The sequence below is a fragment of the Pedobacter sp. 22226 genome (assembly GCF_052045455.1).
In the GTDB taxonomy this organism is placed as follows: domain Bacteria; phylum Bacteroidota; class Bacteroidia; order Sphingobacteriales; family Sphingobacteriaceae; genus Pedobacter; species Pedobacter jeongneungensis.
In genome coordinates this window covers 717,395-734,470 of record NZ_JBQEPB010000002.1, presented here as the reverse complement: position 1 = coordinate 734,470, position 17,076 = coordinate 717,395, and the positions used below count along the sequence as shown (strand labels likewise).

Here is a 17,076-nt window from a genome sequence, read left to right as displayed (position 1 = left end):
ATTTAACAGATATCACTGATTCCCATCGATAATTTTTACGGATGCAAAGATGATGAATTTACCAAATACTTCGACTTTGTATTATACTACTTTTTGTAATATTAACATCAAGATTGCAGCGATAACAATGAATATTAGTTCTACCACCCAGATTCGTTTAATATCTTTTAATGTAAAACGAAAAATTAAGTCGGTAACAAAGGTTACAACGATAAGGCAGCCCAAAATAAGGAGGTAAAAACCACTCATGTTTACCTGGCGGGGTGCTGTTGCTTTTTCTGAAAGCAGATTTACCGTTACCAGACCTAAACCAATGGCACTAATAATATTTAAAGGCGTAATTCTAAGGCTCATTACTTTTTCTTATCGAATTTTTTACCTTTTTTGAAACTCTTTATTTCTTTACCAGCTTTTGCCTTGGCTTTTTCCCTTGCTTTTTTATCAATCGCAGCTGCATGTTTCTTCTCGTGGAAAGCTCCTTTAAATTCAGGATCTTCCTTACGTTTCTGCATGTCGATTTCTTTGGCAATGTGCTGGCGTTCCTCATAAGGGGTTTCGTCAATAAAAACACCTTCAGGGATTTCGGCAACAGGAATATACTGGCGGATCAGTTTTTCAATCTTACGGATATAATATTTTTCGGCTTCCGTAGCGAAAGTAATGGCATCACCTTTGGCAAATGCCCTGCCCGTACGGCCTATACGGTGCACATAATCTTCGATGATAATCGGCACATCAAAATTGATTACATGACTTACATCGCTCACATCGATTCCCCTGCTCGCCACATCTGTAGCCACTAAAACACGGATATTTCCTTCTTTGAAGCTATTAATGGAGTTAATTCTCGTATTCTGTCCTTTGTTGGCATGAATTACACGAACATTATCTGCGCCATACCTTCGTTCTATAAAACTGAAAATATTATCGGCAACGGTTTTGGTTTTACAGAAGATAATCAGGCGGTTAAAAGCCTCATCATTTTTCAGCAAATGCTGTAACAGGTTAATCTTAGTTTTAAAATTCGGAACGTAATATAAAGCTTGTGTTACGTTGGCAGCAGGTGTTGCCTGTTCTGAAGCTTCAATTACAACAGGATTTTTTAAGAAATCGCCAGCAATCTTTTGTACCAGATCGCTCATTGTTGCCGAAAACAATAAATTCTGGCGTTTGCGCGGAACAATTTCCAAAATACGGTGGATTGAGCCTATAAAACCCATATCCATCATTTTATCGGCTTCATCAAGTACCAAAAACTTTAAACTTTGTGTATTAATGTCGCCAGCAAGGTATAAATCGAGGAATCTTCCTGGTGTAGCAATCAAAATGTCAACGCCTTTTGCAATCTGCTCTTTTTGTGTTTTCGGACCAATTCCGCCGAAAATTACCAACGATCTTAGATCTGTATAAGTAGAAAATAATTTCACTTGCTCGGCAATCTGCATCGCCAGTTCGCGTGTTGGCGATAAAATTAAAGCCCTTGGACTTTCGCCCTGGGCATATTTTAATTGCATTAAAATCGGTAGTACAAAAGCTGCTGTTTTTCCAGTACCTGTTTCTGCGATACCAAAAATATCCTGCCCAGATAATACCGGCGCAATTGCTTTTTCCTGTATCGGCGTGGCAACGGTATAACCTGCATCGGCAACTGCATTTAAAATTTGCCTGTTTAACTTAAATTCTTCGAACGATTTTGCCATAGCGCACAAAGATAGTTTATTTGAGCCGAAAAGGCTCAAATTTAGTCCAGAGTTCAGAGTCTTCGGTCCTGAATCTAGCGCTTATTCAAAATTTAAAGCTATAAATCCCTCCATTCAATCAACTAATTTGCAATTAAACGATTAACCAATTTAAACAGTTAACCCAAATTACTACCTTTGAAACCATGAATACTTACCTGATAAAAGCTGCGACAATTGTAAATGAAGGACAAAAAATTGTTGCTGATGTATTGATAAAAGATGGATTAATTGCCAAAATCGGTCAAAATTTATCTGCACCCGAAGCACAGGAAATTAATGCAGAAGGACAATACCTTTTACCAGGAATGATTGATGATCAGGTGCATTTCCGCGAACCGGGTTTAACCCACAAAGCCGATATTTTTACCGAAAGTATGGCTGCGGTAGCCGGAGGGATTACTTCTTTTATGGAAATGCCTAATACCGTTCCTAATACGCTAACTCAGGATTTACTGGCCGATAAATATGAAATTGCTGCGCAAACCTCATTGGCCAATTACTCGTTTTACATGGGGGCCAGCAATGATAATATTGAAGAAGTTTTAAAAACCGATCCAAAAAATGTTTGCGGTATTAAAGTTTTTATGGGTTCATCAACAGGAAATATGTTGGTAGACAATGAAAAAACCCTGGAAAACATTTTTAGCAAAGCACCAATTTTGGTGGCTACGCATTGCGAAGATGAAGCAACCATACGCCATAACCTGGCCGAATTTAAAGCTAAATATGGCGAAGATCTTACCATAGAAATGCACCCTTTAATCCGCAGTGCAGAGGCTTGTTATAAATCTTCTTCACTAGCGGTCGAATTGGCAAAAACTTACCAAACGCGTTTGCATATCCTCCATATTTCTACAGCAAAAGAAATCGCATTGTTTGATAACATTACGCCATTAAAGGATAAAAAAATCACTGCCGAGGCCTGCGTACACCACCTTTGGTTTAATGATAAAGATTACGCTTCAAAAGGAAATTTCATAAAATGGAACCCTGCGGTAAAAACTGAAGATGATCAGAATGGGGTGCTTAAAGGTGTTTTGGAAAATTATATCGACGTCATTGCAACCGATCATGCGCCGCATACCCTGGCAGAAAAGCAGCAACCGTATTCGCAGGCCCCATCAGGCGGTCCGCTGGTACAGCACGCTTTGCCTGCATTGCTGGAAATGCATTTGCAGGGAAAAATTTCTTTAGAGCGGATTGTAGAAAAAATGGCGCATAACCTTGCGATCTGCTTCAATATCGAAAAACGTGGTTTCATCCGCGAAGGCTATTGGGCAGATTTGGTTTTAGTAAACCTGAACGATCCGTGGAAAGTAACTAAACTGAATAATTTTTATAAGTGTGGATGGAGCCCTTTTGACGGAGATACTTTTCAGGCGAGTATTACACATACCTTTGTTTCAGGAAATTTGGCCTATCAAAATGGCAAATTCACGACTGATCAGATCGGAAAACGCTTAACTTTTTCCAGATAGATTTGTTATATTTGTTTTATTACAACAAAATAATATGGAAACATTAATTGCACATCCGAAAAACGAAGAGGAAGCAACTGCTTTAAAAGTTGTTATGAAAGTTTTGAAGATTGATTTTGAGACTGAAGAAAGTCCGTATAAGCCCGAGTTTGTAGAGAAAGTTCTTAAAGGGGTAAATGCTAGAAAGTCTGGCAAACCAGGAAAGACAATCGACGTTAAAACCATGTGGAAATAGTATTTTAATTATCCCATTTATTGCATCCCGATTTAATTAGTTATTTGGTATGCAAGTAGAATTACATGAACAAGCAATTATTGATCTGGAGTTTTGGAAAAAATCTGGTAATAAACCAATCCAAAAAAAGATCGAACAATTAATACTGGCAATTCAAGAAAATCCTTTTATGGGCATTGGTAAACCAGAACAGTTAAAACACGAGTTATCCGGCCAATGGTCTAGAAGAATAAATGAAGAACATAGAATTGTTTATGATGTAATAAACAATATCTTAAATATTTATTCATTAAGAGGTCATTATAAATAGTTAATGATAGCCCGCTCACTGTTTATCAGAACATTTATTTTAGTTGGTCTAGCCATCTTAATTTATTTTTTTGGCTTTTTCCCTACCTTCGTCCAAAAATATTATTCAACAGGTTTTTATCCTTATATCTCTTCTGCACTAAGGTTTATATCTTCTTTATTTCCTTTTGCCATTGGGGATATTATCTACGCTTTACTCATTGTTTTTGTATTTTATAAAATCATAAAATTCTACAAAGGCCGTAAATCATTAAAAAAACAGGACAGAATTGTTATACCCTTACAAATTTTAAACTTCTTTTTAATTCTGTATATCATTTTCAAAATAGTTTGGGGTTTAAATTACAGCAGGCCTAGTGTGAGCGAAGAATTGAGCATTGGTAATGAAAAATATAATGTTAAAGAATTGGTGGTTCTCGGCAATTATTTCGTTGATAAAACCAATGCTTTAAAATTAAGGCAAGGAAAAGTGCCCGCTTATACCGTTAATGAGCTGGAATCAAAATCGGCCGCGGCCTATGCACTTATGACCAAAAGAAACCAGGTTTTCAGGTATCCGAATCCTTGTTTAAAATCGGTGTTAAACTCCTGGTTAATCAGTAAAATCGGTATCGAAGGTTATTATGCCCCGCTTTCTGGCGAAGCCAATATGAATATGAATTTGCCCGATTTTGTAAAACCTTATGTGAGTTGCCATGAAATTGGCCATCAATTGGGAATTGCTTATGAGGATGAAGCTAACCTATTGGGCTATTTAACCGCAAGTAACAGCCCTGATGTGAATTACCAGTATTCTGCCAATTACGAAATGTTGCGCTATATTTTATTTGAGATCAGGATGAAATCTCCCGACGACTATAAATCACTCTATACAAAGCTCTTGCCTCAAGTTTTGGCTGATTTTAAGACAGAAAAGGAATTCTGGCGAAAATACAATGGCGATATGTTCGGTTATATGGATGCGGCCTTCGATAGTTTCTTAAAACTGAACAACCAGAAAAAAGGGATCGACAGCTACCAGGATATTGTAATTTGGTTGTGGAATATTTATAAGTCCGAAAGTCAGAGGTCCGAAAGTCCAAAGATCAAGCTGTAAATACCTCAATCATTCATTTTTCATAAAATATTTCACAGGTATAGTTCAGAAAGACCGAAGTCCGAAGATAATAAGCAGAATTTATGCACTAAAAACTCCCGACTTTCGGACATCCGACTTCGGACTAACCATGTATCGCTTCTCGCGTCCCAAAACTCTGGATGAGTTCACCTTCAAATTCCAGCCACTCTTTCCAGCGTTTTTCCACATCAACATCTGTACTGTATTTGCGTGCAAAATTTAAGAAAGTAGTATAATGTCCGGCTTCCGAAACCATCAATTCGTGATAGAACCTGGCCAGCTCCTGATCTTTAATATTTAAAGAAAGTACCCTGAAACGTTCGCAGCTCCGGGCTTCAATCATTGCAGCAAACAAAAGCCTGTCGATAAAAGCCATATTGCGGCTTCCATCTTTCTTGCTAAACTTTACCAAACGGCCAACATAATCGTCTTTACGCTCGCGGCTTAAAGTATAACCACGTTTTTTAATAATTTCAATTACCATCTGAAAATGTTGCATTTCTTCGATAGCAATGGCTGTTAACTCATCTACCAGATCCTGATGTTCAGAATTTTGGGTAATTAAAGTAATCGCATTTGTAGCTGCCTTTTGTTCACACCAGGCATGGTCAGATAAAATTTCTTCTAAATTCGATTCTGCAATATTTGCCCAACGTGGGTCTGTCAATAATTTTAATCCTAACATCCGGTGCTTTGTAATTGAGCTGCAAAATTAGAAATAATCGGCACGGTTTTAAAATTGTGAGTTAAAAAGCCTTTATTTTGCAAAAATTTAAATCATGAACGCAAAGAAATTATTGATTATTGGATTTGTCTGGCCCGAACCAACTTCATCTGCTGCTGGTACGAGGATGATCCAATTGGTTGATTTATTTCTGGCCAAAGGTTATCAGATCACTTTTGCTTCAGCCGCATCTAAAAGTGATTTTAGTTATGATTTCAGCAAAACAGAAGTTGTAGAGCAGGAAATTAGACTAAACGACGAAACTTTTAATGTTTTTTTAAAAGAATTGAATCCCGATTTGGTGCTTTTCGATCGTTTTATGGTTGAAGAACAATATGGCTGGCGGGTGCAGCAGGAATGCCCAAATGCATTGCGAATTTTAGATACCGAAGATTTACATTCTTTAAGAAGCGCCCGGCAACAAAGCGACAAGAAAAAACAAGCCGCTGATTTATTCTCTGATACCGCTAAAAGGGAAATGGCATCGATTTTACGTTGCGATCTATCTCTGATGATCTCGGAAGTGGAGGTGGATATCCTGAAAACACAGTTTAAGGTCGATCCCTCATTAATTTACTATTTACCCTTTCTGGAAAAAGAAATCACCCCGGAAGATATTGAAAAATGGCTTCCTTACGAAGACCGTGCTGATTTTGTTTTCATTGGCAATTTCCTTCACGAACCCAACTGGAATACCGTACAGGTTTTAAAAACGAAGATCTGGCCCACGCTTAGAAAAAAACTTCCTCATGCAAACCTGAATATCTACGGTGCTTATCCATCGCAAAAGGTGTTGCAGTTAAACAATAAATCTGAAAAATTCCTGATCAGAGGCAGAGCTATAGATGCAAAAGAAACGATTGCTAAACACCGCATCCTGCTTGCTCCTATACAATTTGGTGCGGGGATAAAAGGAAAATTTATCGATGCCATGCGGGTGGGCACTCCATCTGTTACTACCGCCATTGGAGCAGAAGCGATGAAAGGTGATTTAGATTGGAATGGTATTATTGAAGATGATTTTGATCTTTTCGTAGAAAAAGCCATAAAACTATACGAAGATAAAAACACATGGCAAATTGCCCGGAAAAATGGCGTAAAAATCATTAATCAGCGATATTCTGTCAAATATTTTGCTGATCAGTTTATAAACGATGTAGAAAATCTGGCTTCAAACTTAACCAAACATCGCCAAAACAACTTTTTCGGGCAGATTTTAAACCACCACACTGCCCAGAGTACAAAATATATGAGCTTGTGGATTGAAGAGAAGAATAAAAGATAGTCTTCAGTCCTGAGTCATTAGTCCATAGTCCGAAAGTCAGAGGTCCGAAGATATGCTGTTTTAAAATAAAGCTTTCGCACTCCAGGTTTCTCCTCCCCTTTACTTTTTCAGCCCCGATGTCTTCCGACTTTCGGACTTCCGTCTTTTTACAACACAAAACTTTGTTAAATAAACCTGATGGTACAGATGCCGATCCTTCCATCGGCAGGAAGGACAGCAGGGCTGCCGTATCCGAAGAATTACCAAACCATTCATTTCCAAATCAAAAACGAATATCAGTCTAAAGTATTTCTGCCCCTAGCTTCTGCAGCACGATATCTTGCGACTTTCGGACACCTGACCTCCGACTTTTTACAACATTAAAACTTTGTTAAATAAACCTGATGGGTACGGATGCCGATCCTTCCATCGGCAGGAGGGACAGCAGGGCTGCCGTATCCGAAGAATTACCAAGCCATTCATTTCCAAATCAAAAACGAATATCAGTCTAAAGTCTTGCTGCTCCTAACTTCTGCAACACCATATCTTCAGACTTTCGGACACCTGACCTCCGACTTTTTACAACACAAAACTTTGATAAATAAACCTGATGGGTACGGATGCCGATCCTTCCATCGGCAGGAGGGACAGCAGGGCTGCCGTATCCGAAGAATTACCAAACCATTCATTTCCAAATCAAAAACGAATATCAGTCTAAAGTCTTTCTGCCCCTAGCTTCTGCAGCACGATATCTTCAGACTTTCGGACACCTGACCTCCGTCTTTTTACAACATTAAAACATTTCAATCCCTAAAACCTTACAACATTATTGTAAATTTGCAGCCATGGCAAAAATATCGATTAACCTTGCTACAGGTTCATTTCAGAAGGAAGAAATCATTGTTGGAATAGATTTAGGTACAACCAATAGCCTGGTGGCATTTATCAATCCGGATAAAAATCCGCAGGTAATTAACGATGCCGGCAAAGGGATATTGGTGCCATCTGTGGTGTATTTTAACAGCCAAAACGAGACTCTTGTAGGTAATGAGGCGAAAGAATTTTTAACTACAGATCCTTCAAATACCATTTTTTCGGTTAAAAGATTATTGGGCCGTTCTTATAAAGATGTTGCCGAACATAAAGACATTTTCTCTTATAAAATAATCGACGATGATACCGACGCTTTAGTAAAAATACAGGCAGGAAACCGCTTTTACACACCAATCGAATTATCTGCAGAAATTTTAAAAGAGCTGAAAGCAAGGGCTGAACACGCCTTAAAAACATCTGTTAACCGGGCTGTAATTACCGTTCCGGCTTATTTTAACGATAGCCAGCGCCAAGCCACAAGAGACGCTGGAAAACTGGCCGGTTTGGATGTAATGCGTATTGTAAACGAGCCTACCTCGGCAAGTTTGGCTTACGGAATAGGTTTAGATCCCACTCAACAAAAAACCATTGCAGTTTACGATTTAGGCGGCGGAACTTTCGACGTTTCCATTCTACAAATCCAGAACGGCATTTTCGAAGTGCTGTCTACAAACGGGAATACCTATTTAGGAGGTGATGATTTCGATCGTGCCATTTTAAATTACTGGCTGGAGAAAAATAACCTCGATGTAGCTGTTGTTGCACAGGATAATATTTTGATGCAAACCCTGCGTTTACAGGCCGAAGCAGCGAAAAAAGTTTTATCTGAACAAAACCTTTATAATGAACAGGTTGGCGAAATTTGGTGCACCCTTGATAAGCAAACTTTTGAACAATTAATTTCATCAAAGGTTGAAGAAACCATCATCGCCTGCAAAAATGCGTTAAAAGATGCCGGTTTATCTGCAAGTGATATCGACGAAGTAATTCTGGTTGGTGGCTCTACCCGCACGCCTTTTGTGAAACAAGCGGTGGAAAATTTCTTTGGTAAAAAACCACAGGATAACATTAATCCTGATGAAGTGGTGGCTCTTGGAGCAGCTATACAGGCCGATGTTTTGGCCGGAAACCGTTCTGATATTCTCTTATTAGATGTAACGCCACTCTCGTTAGGTATCGAAACCATGGGCGGTTTAATGGACGTCATTATTGCACGTAACAGCAAAGTACCGACTAAAGCCGGCCGACAATATACTACTTCGATCGACGGGCAGGTGAACATGAAAATCTCTGTTTACCAGGGCGAACGCGATCTGGTTAAAGAAAATAGAAAACTGGCAGAGTTCGATTTAAAGGGAATCCCGGCAATGCCTGCAGGTTTACCAAAAGTAGATATCAACTTTTTATTAAACGCCGATGGGATTTTAACCATACAGGCGATAGAATTACGTTCGGGGGTTAAACAAGAGATCGAAATTACCCCAAGCTACGGTTTAAGCGATGATACCGTAGAAAAAATGTTGATTGACAGCATTACCCACGCGAAAAGTGATGTGGAACAACGTATGCTGATCGAAGCACGCAGCGAAGGCGAACAACTGGTTTATACTGCCGAAGGTTTTATCAAAAAACATGCAGAACATTTAACTGAAGCTGAAATTGCAGAAACTGAAGCGCACATTGAGGCGCTAAAAACAGCTTTAGCATCACAAGAAAAAGACACCATTTTAAAGAAAGCAGATGAATTGAACGAATTTACCCGTCCGTTTGCCGAGCGTGTAATGGATGCCGCGATTTCTACTGCGATGAAGGGAAAGAAAATAGAGTAGTTTACAATTTGCAGTTATCAAATGAGATTCGTCATCCTGAATTTATTTCAGAACCTATCCTACTACAAAATCAAGCGTATTTTTTTTAGAAAGCAATATCAGTGCTAATCGGATTCGATAGTCCCGCTTTTGGTACGAGTTCCGATTGAAGGATCGGAAGCTCTTCCCTCCAATCGGGTTTATTTAACATAGGCTAGTGCAAACACATACAACTTTCTATCTGTTAATAATAAAAATGGAGTGATTTAGAACGGTCCTCTTTTACTAAACCCGACAGTAGCGAACACGTAGTGTAACGAAGTAAAGCGGATCGCGGGGCTAGAGTACCAATGAAATACTGCCTTTCATTTCCAAAAGATAAAACATCCTATTTCGTTCGGTTGAAAATGTACAGTTCTGTGCTTTTGGATTTTTCAATCCTATTTTTCGCTTTACTTCTAAAACAACAATGCTTAAATCGGGATCGTATTCGCATCCATCAGATTTAACTAACACTGTCAAACCTAAAAAACGCAGGTTGCAATACCTAATAACAGATACAAATAATTATCTTCGGTTAAGGATCAAATCAAACACATTCTGATGTTTTAAACCATGCATAAATTTAAAATCTTAATTAGCTTTCTTTTCTCCATTACATTTTATTACAACAGCTCTGCCCAATCGGATACTGCACTGATCAGTTCCCATTTAAAAACCTTAACGAAAACGCCCCAGTTCCGAAACCACAGCAATATCGATCAGCTCAATTTAACAGCCGGTTATATCAGGAATATTTTCCAAAAATCAACTGATAGCGTTTCGGTACAAGAATACAATGTTGATCAGAAAACGTATAAAAACATCATCTGCTCGTTCGGTACAGAAAACCAAAAGCGGATTATTGTTGGTGCACATTATGATGTTTGTGGCGACCAGGAAGGCGCTGATGATAATGCAAGCGGCATAACAGGTTTATTGGAGCTCTCGAGGTTGTTAAAAGGTAAAAAACTCAATTATCGTATTGATCTGGTAGCCTATACTTTAGAAGAACCACCTTACTTCCGAACGGAGCTTATGGGCAGTTATATCCATGCCAAATCACTCAAAGAATCAAAAGCTGAGGTATTTGGTATGATATTACTCGAAATGATTGGTTATTTTAAAGATGAAGCCAAAACCCAGTCTTACCCTTTAGGTATCCTGGCGGTAAAGTACGGAAATAATGGAAATTACATTACGTTGGTTAAAAAATTTGGTTCAGGAGCATTTGTAAGTCAGTTTTCTAAAAACTTTAAAGCTACAAAGAGTATCCTGACTAAAACATTCGCAAGTCCACCTTCTTTACCGGGCATCGATTTTTCTGATCATCTAAATTATTGGAAATTCGGTTACGATGCCATGATGATTACAGATACATCCTTCTACCGGAATAAAAATTATCATCAAAAAACCGACACCATAGAAACCCTCGATATACCAAGAATGAGCAAAGTAATTGATGGGGTTTACAATGGATTAACATCATTGAAGTAATAAATTGCAATTCAGGATATGGTTAAGTCTATAAAAGTTAAAGACAACAGCAGCATATTTATTATGATTTATATTTTCTGTATTTTCCCGTTATTCTTTGTGGCACCAATTTTCATATTTAATTTAAGCTATGTTCAATCAGCTATAATCACTATGTCGATATTAACGGTATTTTTTATTTTCTACTTTAAAAACCTGATAGCCAAACAGGATGAGTATGCAATTATTGCTGATGAAAATGAGATTATCCTATTAAATCTGGGAACCTTTAAATGGGATGAAGTTAAACTTGTGAAGGCTATTGAAGAAGGATTTGGCCGTAGAAGATATACTTACATTAATATCATCTTACAAAATGGCAGAAAATTTAAGATCGAATCCACTAACTTCGATTATCCCAGTCACGAGCTCGAAACCATTTTAAATGCGTTGGGCAAACTAACTGTGTAAATCACCAATTCACCCATTTTCTTATCATACATCAAAAACCACTACCCCCTTATCCATTAACTTTGTTAAAAATTATTTAGCATTATGGAATTAGGTATCGGAATGTTTGGCGATCTGCAGATCAATGCAAAAGGCGAAATTCAGCCCGCCCAACAAAGGCTTCAGGAAATTATAGAAGAAATAAAACTCATGGACGAGGTTGGCTTGGATTTCTATGGAATCGGCGAGCACCACCGTCCCGATTATGCTGTATCCAGTCCTGAAATTATATTGGCTGCTGCAGCTACCGTAACCAAAAATATTAAATTAAGCAGTGCAGTTTCAGTTTTAAGTTCATCCGATCCGGTTAAACTTTATCAAAATTTCGCTACGATAGATTTAATTTCGAATGGCAGAGCCGAACTCATGGCCGGTCGTGGAAGCTTTATCGAATCGTTCCCGCTTTTTGGATATGATCTGCAAGATTACGATCAGCTTTACGAAGAAAAATTAGACTTGCTCCTTAAAATAAACGCTTCACCCAAAATCAGCTGGAAAGGTAAATTCAGGCCTGAACTGAATAACCAGGAAATATTACCTAGAGCAGTAAATGATAATTTAAAAATATGGGTTGCTGTTGGCGGAACGCCTGAATCGGTAGAACGTGCGGGCAGATTGGGTTTACCGGTAATGTTTGCAATTATTGGCGGTCAGCCTATACAGTTTAAGCCCCTTTTCGATTATTATAAAAAAGTGTACCAGGCATATGGTCACGATATGAGCAAATTCGAAGTTGGAGTACACATGCATGCTTTATTTGGTGAAGACAGTAATGAGGTTGCAGATTATTATTACCCGCTTTATTCCGCACAGATGAACCGCATTGGCCGCTCACGTGGCTGGGCACCTTACCAACGCAATCAATTTGAAGCAGGAAGAGGCAATGGCGGTGCTTTAATCATTGGCGATGCAAACGAATCAGTTGATAAAATTTTAGCCATGGAAGAAACTTTTGGCTTAACCCGTTTCTCAGCCCATATGGATGTCGGCGGACCATCTCACGCAGCCTTAATGAAATCAATAGAGCTCTTTGGTAGCAAGATTGCTCCAAAAGTTCGTGAGGCTTTAAAAAAATAGACTAAGCCTCGTTCTTCTTTACAAAAACCTGTAAAAAAGAATAGATATAACAACCTACACAAATGGCGAATAAGCTCTCTAATAAGGCAAAAACAGTCATAATAGCCGTTAAAATTAAAGCAAGTGTATAAAAACTCAATAGAAATGTCGCGGTAATTAACAGGCAAAACACAAAGCCTAAGGTTGCCGCGAACTTTTTTGGTGCCAGGTCTTTCATTTTTGGCGAAAGTTCCAATCCATCAGAAATCTTGATGGCTATAAATTTCAACACACTAAATTTTCCTGTTGTAAATGCCCTTAATGCAAAATCAAAAATCAGGAAAACAATTGCCCAATAGTTCGAAAATATTATACAGGTAATTGCAATCACAGCTACCATAAAGGCAATAATCCTTACTACATTTTCATTTATTCTTTCAACTGATACCGGGCAGGATAATTCCATTGGATAATTTGGAATAAATTTAAGTAATTTAATTTGATCGCACCCAACGACATTAACTTGCGGTAAAAGAAATTTAACCACAGATATTATATAAGAAACACTGATTGTGAAGCCTTATTAAGGCAAATATGAACTACCCCTCCATAAAAATAAGGAGAGGGGCTGATAAATATATATATGAATGACCTTTTGAATTGCAGGCTACAATTTGTTAAATTCACCCCCCTACACTTCCTGCTCTTATTTTAAAAAACCCAAGCGGTAGTAAATAACTAAATTTCCCTAGCCTTATCCAAATTCATTCTTATCTTTAGTAAAAGTAAAATTACGCACTACCAGATATAGAATGGATAATTCCGAAAAATTAAACCTGCTCATGATCAGGCTCGAAAATCTGTTGCTCAGGCAGCAAGGATTTGAAGCCGAAATTCAGGCATTAAGAAATGAAGTTAAGGCATTGCAATCGCCTGGTGCTGCAACTACAGCCCCAGCAAAGTCTGCCGAACCTGTAATAGCACTTCCGCCGAGAAATACGGCACCGGACGCTATAATACAAAATCCCGCAACACCCCGCCCCGTCCCCGCTCCCGTTCAATCTCCTGCAAATCAACCACCACCCAATTTAGCCGGGCGCTTTACTCGTGAAAATATGGTTAAATCTGATTTCGAAAAATTTATCGGAGAAAACCTGATCAGCAAAATTGGTATCCTGATTTTAATTATCGGTGTAGCCATTGGCGCTAAATATGCCATCGATCATGATATGGTAAGTCCACTTACCAGAATTATTTTGGGTTATGCAGTGGGTGCCGGCCTAATGGCATTTGCTATAAAACTCAAGGCCAAATATGAAAATTTCTCAGCCGTATTAGTAAGTGGGGCTATTGCCATTATGTATTTTATCACCTATGCCGCTTACGATTTTTATGCACTTATACCGCAGGCACTGGCTTTCGCTTTAATGGTGATTTTTACCTCCTTTACAGTTGTGGCTGCCATAAAGTACAATAAGCAGGTTATTGCCCATATTGGTTTAGTTGGTGCTTATGCTGTCCCATTTTTGCTGAGCGATGGATCAGGAAAGGTAAGTGTATTGTTTACCTACATGGCCATCATTAACATTGGGATCATGGTACTTAGTTTCAAAAAATACTGGAAACCCCTATTTTATGTTTCTTTTGGCTTAACATGGCTTATTTTTATTTCATGGAGGCTGGATTTAAGCGACTCATACAATTATTTCGGTTTAGCGTTATTGTTCTCGTCGGTATTTTTCATCACTTTCTATATTACCAATCTGGCTTACAAAGTGAGTAAAAAAGAAATTTTTGGCTTTAGCGATGTAGTGATATTACTTTTAAATTCATTTATTTATTATGGAATAGGATATTTTATACTATCCAATAATAAAAACAGTGCAGAATTGCTAGGCTTATTTACACTTGCAAATGCGGTGATACACTTCGTGATAAGCCTGATTATTTACAAGAAAAATCTCGCAGATAAAAACCTGTTTTACCTTATCCTGGCCATGGTTATCAGCTTTATTACCATGGCCGTACCCGTTCAGTTAAATGGCGGCTGGGTAACTATTTTCTGGGCAGTAGAAGCTGCGGTACTATTTTATTTAGCCCGTGTAAAAAAGATTCCCATTTACGAAAAACTATCCTTTCCACTCATATTTCTTGCTTTTTTTAGCCTTTTAGAAGATTGGATCACTTATTATGATATCTATGACGGGAATTCTATAACCATCACACCAATCCTTAACGTGGGCTTTTTAACGGCATGCATATTTGTAGCCTGTTTTTTCTGGATGTTCCGCATCAATAGAAAAGAAAATGACGCGCCTGCAGAATGGATCTGGATGAGACCGGTGTTGACCTACTCCATCCCGGCAATTCTCGTTTTTGTAACCTACATCGCTTTTAGAATCGAGATTTCTAAATACTTTAACAACCTCTTCGAACTCAGTAAAATTACGGTTAATCCAAAAACTAAATTTTACGATCCGCTTAACGAATACAATTACAATTTTAAAGATTTAAAAACAGCGTGGACATACATTTACACCTTGTTTTTTGCTTCAGCTTTAAGTTATTTAAACATCAAAAAGCTAAAAAACGGCGAATTGGCCGTTTCCAACCTCATCATTAATATTTTTGTCATCATCATCTTCCTTACCTTCGGACTCTATAATTTGAGCGAACTAAGGGATAATTACTTACTACCCGAAAGTAAATATTTTACCATCGGCATATTTAATATCGGCATCAGGTACATAGCGATTGTATTTTTTACATTTCTGATGGTACAATGTTACCAATTGCAACGTTCAGGACTTTTGAAAAAAGACTTCAGAACAATGTTCGATTACCTCCTCTACATTTCACTGTTGTGGGTTATAAGCAGCGAACTGATCAATATTTTAGAACTTTCGCACTCTGAGGCAAGTTACAAACTGGGATTGAGTATTCTTTGGGGTATCTTCTCCCTGTTCCTGATTAGTATGGGACTTGCCAAAAACAAGAAACACCTGCGCATCGGGGCGATGGCATTGTTTGGGATTACCCTGATCAAACTTTTCTTTTACGATATTTATGCATTGAGCACCATCGCAAAAACCATCGTATTTGTTTCGCTGGGCGTGCTATTGCTAATCATTTCTTTCCTTTATAACAAATACAAACATTTAATCATAGATGATGTTGAAGCTAAAAATTAAACTTTTAATATTATTTCTGGTTTACGTGGCCACTGCAAAAGCACAAACCAGTTCTTATAAATTTAAACGGAACATCACCGGTGTTAATACCATTTGGCATAAAATGGTTTTACCGGATGACTTATATAAAAAAGCCAATGCAGGTTTTGATGATCTCAGGATTTTTGGTGTAAACGGGAAAGATACCATTGAAGTACCTTATTTATTGAAACAGCGTGCCGATCAGGTTACGAGCCATGATGTTGCCTTTAAACAGTTAAATCAAAGTACTCATCCTGGTGGATATTACTATACTTTTCAATCGACGGAAATAAATGTTATCAATCAGATCAACCTCACGTTTAAGCAGCAAAATTTCGATTGGAAAGTAAACCTGGAGGGAAGCAATGATAACAAATCATGGTTTAACATTTTATCAGATTATCGCATTTTATCCATTAAAAATAACGATACTGATTACCAGTTTACTAAACTGAGCTTTCCCGATTCGAAATACCAATATTTCAGGATTGCGGTAAAAAGTCCTGTACAGCCTGATTTATTGGAAGCGAAAATTTCAAAAACCGATACGATAAAAGGGACTTATCAGGACGTAAAATACCAATCTTTTACCCTTAAAAATGATGTTTCCTCAAAAGAAACAATCATCGATGTGGTCCTTACCAATCCGGTTCCCTTATCTTATTTAAAATTGAATGCACAGAGCGATTTCAATTTTTACCGTGCACTTAAAATTGAATATGCAACAGATAGCTTTAAAACTGATAAAGGCATTCAGTACAATTTTGCAAATCTTTACGAAGGCACTATAAGTTCTTTGGAAAAACCCGAATTTAATTTCGAAAACACCATCGCTTCGAGATTAAAAATTACCATTCAAAATAACGACAATAAACCATTACGCTTAAATGGCCTCGTACTAAAAGGAAATGTATATGAAATTATCGCCCGGTTCGATGATCCAAAAGGCGAATATGCCTTATATTATGGTAATGAAAAAGCTGCAGCTCCTGTTTATGAGATCGAAAAATTTGAAAGTAAAATCCCGGCAAGCCTAAGCAGTGTTAATATTGGTCCGGAGTTGAAAAACCCGGCTTATACAATTAAAACAGAAAAACCATTGTTCGAAAACAAGGCATGGCTTTGGGTATTAATGGCTGTAATTATTGCATTATTAGGCTGGTTTTCGTTTAAAATGTTGAGGAATTAAGAAATAGCATATTTTATTTATGTAAGGAAAATTCCTTATATTAG

Annotated in this window: 15 protein-coding genes; 11 read left to right on the top strand and 4 right to left on the bottom strand. The window is 37.8% G+C overall.

Features of this window, described 5'->3' with window-relative positions; all coding sequences use genetic code 11:
- Positions 1-81 precede the first annotated feature (81 nt).
- Together ACTJKC_RS06630 and ACTJKC_RS06625 are read right to left on the bottom strand one after the other, a co-directional pair.
- The gene (locus ACTJKC_RS06630; protein ID WP_440790785.1) at positions 82-354 is read right to left on the bottom strand and encodes a hypothetical protein; all 273 of its coding nucleotides are present in this window, start codon (positions 352-354) and stop codon (positions 82-84) included.
- A complete protein-coding gene (locus ACTJKC_RS06625) occupies positions 354-1,700 on the bottom strand; it encodes a DEAD/DEAH box helicase (RefSeq protein WP_440790784.1) in 1,347 nt (448 codons plus the stop codon). The genes ACTJKC_RS06630 and ACTJKC_RS06625 overlap by 1 nt, the downstream gene beginning before the upstream one ends.
- Before the next feature lie 185 nt (positions 1,701-1,885).
- Here ACTJKC_RS06625 and ACTJKC_RS06620 point away from each other — a divergent pair, with 185 nt between their 5' ends.
- The 4 genes from ACTJKC_RS06620 to ACTJKC_RS06605 are packed head-to-tail and all read left to right on the top strand — an operon-like array spanning position 1,886 to position 4,860.
- Positions 1,886-3,220, top strand: a complete 1,335-nt coding sequence (locus ACTJKC_RS06620; protein WP_440790783.1) for a dihydroorotase — start codon at positions 1,886-1,888, stop codon at positions 3,218-3,220.
- Between the two features lie 34 nt (positions 3,221-3,254).
- Positions 3,255-3,455, top strand: coding sequence for a DUF2683 family protein (locus tag ACTJKC_RS06615; protein ID WP_440790782.1), 201 nt, complete (start codon positions 3,255-3,257; stop codon positions 3,453-3,455).
- Positions 3,456-3,504: 49 nt separating this feature from the next.
- Complete coding sequence (locus tag ACTJKC_RS06610) at positions 3,505-3,765, top strand: Txe/YoeB family addiction module toxin (protein ID WP_344849468.1); 261 nt, start codon at positions 3,505-3,507, stop codon at positions 3,763-3,765.
- Between the two features lie 3 nt (positions 3,766-3,768).
- Complete coding sequence (locus tag ACTJKC_RS06605; protein WP_440790781.1) at positions 3,769-4,860, top strand: DUF3810 domain-containing protein; 1,092 nt, start codon at positions 3,769-3,771, stop codon at positions 4,858-4,860.
- A gap of 124 nt (positions 4,861-4,984) precedes the next feature.
- Here the strand turns inward: ACTJKC_RS06605 and ACTJKC_RS06600 are convergent, their stop codons facing one another.
- Positions 4,985-5,566, bottom strand: a complete 582-nt coding sequence (locus ACTJKC_RS06600; RefSeq protein ID WP_440790780.1) for a tRNA-(ms[2]io[6]A)-hydroxylase — start codon at positions 5,564-5,566, stop codon at positions 4,985-4,987.
- 94 nt (positions 5,567-5,660) lie between these two features.
- Between ACTJKC_RS06600 and ACTJKC_RS06595 the strand changes: the two genes are divergently transcribed.
- From ACTJKC_RS06595 to ACTJKC_RS06575, 5 genes are all read left to right on the top strand, one after another.
- Positions 5,661-6,890, top strand: coding sequence for a glycosyltransferase family 4 protein (locus ACTJKC_RS06595; protein ID WP_440790779.1), 1,230 nt, complete (start codon positions 5,661-5,663; stop codon positions 6,888-6,890).
- 824 nt (positions 6,891-7,714) lie between these two features.
- Positions 7,715-9,571, top strand: coding sequence for a molecular chaperone DnaK (gene dnaK, locus ACTJKC_RS06590; RefSeq protein ID WP_440790778.1), 1,857 nt, complete (start codon positions 7,715-7,717; stop codon positions 9,569-9,571).
- Positions 9,572-10,165: 594 nt separating this feature from the next.
- A complete protein-coding gene (locus ACTJKC_RS06585; RefSeq protein ID WP_440790777.1) occupies positions 10,166-11,086 on the top strand; it encodes a M28 family peptidase in 921 nt (306 codons plus the stop codon).
- Positions 11,087-11,239: 153 nt separating this feature from the next.
- Positions 11,240-11,536: a hypothetical protein gene (locus ACTJKC_RS06580; protein WP_344849454.1), complete on the top strand. Its 297-nt coding sequence runs from the start codon at positions 11,240-11,242 to the stop codon at positions 11,534-11,536.
- An 84-nt stretch (positions 11,537-11,620) separates the two neighbouring features.
- The gene (locus ACTJKC_RS06575) at positions 11,621-12,652 is read left to right on the top strand and encodes an LLM class flavin-dependent oxidoreductase (protein WP_440790776.1); all 1,032 of its coding nucleotides are present in this window, start codon (positions 11,621-11,623) and stop codon (positions 12,650-12,652) included.
- Position 12,653: 1 nt separating this feature from the next.
- Here the strand turns inward: ACTJKC_RS06575 and ACTJKC_RS06570 are convergent, their stop codons facing one another.
- Positions 12,654-13,097, bottom strand: coding sequence for a DUF4395 domain-containing protein (locus ACTJKC_RS06570; protein WP_440790775.1), 444 nt, complete (start codon positions 13,095-13,097; stop codon positions 12,654-12,656).
- 346 nt (positions 13,098-13,443) lie between these two features.
- Between ACTJKC_RS06570 and ACTJKC_RS06565 the strand changes: the two genes are divergently transcribed.
- A complete protein-coding gene (locus tag ACTJKC_RS06565) occupies positions 13,444-15,822 on the top strand; it encodes a DUF2339 domain-containing protein (RefSeq protein WP_440790774.1) in 2,379 nt (792 codons plus the stop codon).
- Positions 15,800-17,032: a DUF3999 family protein gene (locus ACTJKC_RS06560; RefSeq protein WP_440790773.1), complete on the top strand. Its 1,233-nt coding sequence runs from the start codon at positions 15,800-15,802 to the stop codon at positions 17,030-17,032. Before ACTJKC_RS06565 ends, ACTJKC_RS06560 begins: the two co-directional genes overlap by 23 nt.
- Positions 17,033-17,076: the final 44 nt, after the last annotated feature.

Bases quoted from the DNA above. Each gene is read 5' to 3' on its own strand.
- dnaK (WP_440790778.1), top strand. From the start codon at position 7,715: ATGGCAAAAATATCGATTAACCTTGCTACAGGTTCATTTCAGAAGGAA.
- ACTJKC_RS06615 (WP_440790782.1), top strand. From the start codon at position 3,255: ATGGAAACATTAATTGCACATCCGAAAAACGAAGAGGAAGCAACTGCT.
- ACTJKC_RS06565 (WP_440790774.1), top strand. From the start codon at position 13,444: ATGGATAATTCCGAAAAATTAAACCTGCTCATGATCAGGCTCGAAAAT.
- ACTJKC_RS06620 (WP_440790783.1), top strand. From the start codon at position 1,886: ATGAATACTTACCTGATAAAAGCTGCGACAATTGTAAATGAAGGACAA.
- ACTJKC_RS06585 (WP_440790777.1), top strand. From the start codon at position 10,166: ATGCATAAATTTAAAATCTTAATTAGCTTTCTTTTCTCCATTACATTT.
- ACTJKC_RS06605 (WP_440790781.1), top strand. From the start codon at position 3,769: ATGATAGCCCGCTCACTGTTTATCAGAACATTTATTTTAGTTGGTCTA.
- ACTJKC_RS06630 (WP_440790785.1), bottom strand. From the start codon at position 354: ATGAGCCTTAGAATTACGCCTTTAAATATTATTAGTGCCATTGGTTTA.
- ACTJKC_RS06560 (WP_440790773.1), top strand. From the start codon at position 15,800: ATGATGTTGAAGCTAAAAATTAAACTTTTAATATTATTTCTGGTTTAC.
- ACTJKC_RS06610 (WP_344849468.1), top strand. From the start codon at position 3,505: ATGCAAGTAGAATTACATGAACAAGCAATTATTGATCTGGAGTTTTGG.
- ACTJKC_RS06600 (WP_440790780.1), bottom strand. From the start codon at position 5,566: ATGTTAGGATTAAAATTATTGACAGACCCACGTTGGGCAAATATTGCA.
- ACTJKC_RS06575 (WP_440790776.1), top strand. From the start codon at position 11,621: ATGGAATTAGGTATCGGAATGTTTGGCGATCTGCAGATCAATGCAAAA.
- ACTJKC_RS06625 (WP_440790784.1), bottom strand. From the start codon at position 1,700: ATGGCAAAATCGTTCGAAGAATTTAAGTTAAACAGGCAAATTTTAAAT.
- ACTJKC_RS06595 (WP_440790779.1), top strand. From the start codon at position 5,661: ATGAACGCAAAGAAATTATTGATTATTGGATTTGTCTGGCCCGAACCA.
- ACTJKC_RS06580 (WP_344849454.1), top strand. From the start codon at position 11,240: ATGTCGATATTAACGGTATTTTTTATTTTCTACTTTAAAAACCTGATA.
- ACTJKC_RS06570 (WP_440790775.1), bottom strand. From the start codon at position 13,097: ATGGAATTATCCTGCCCGGTATCAGTTGAAAGAATAAATGAAAATGTA.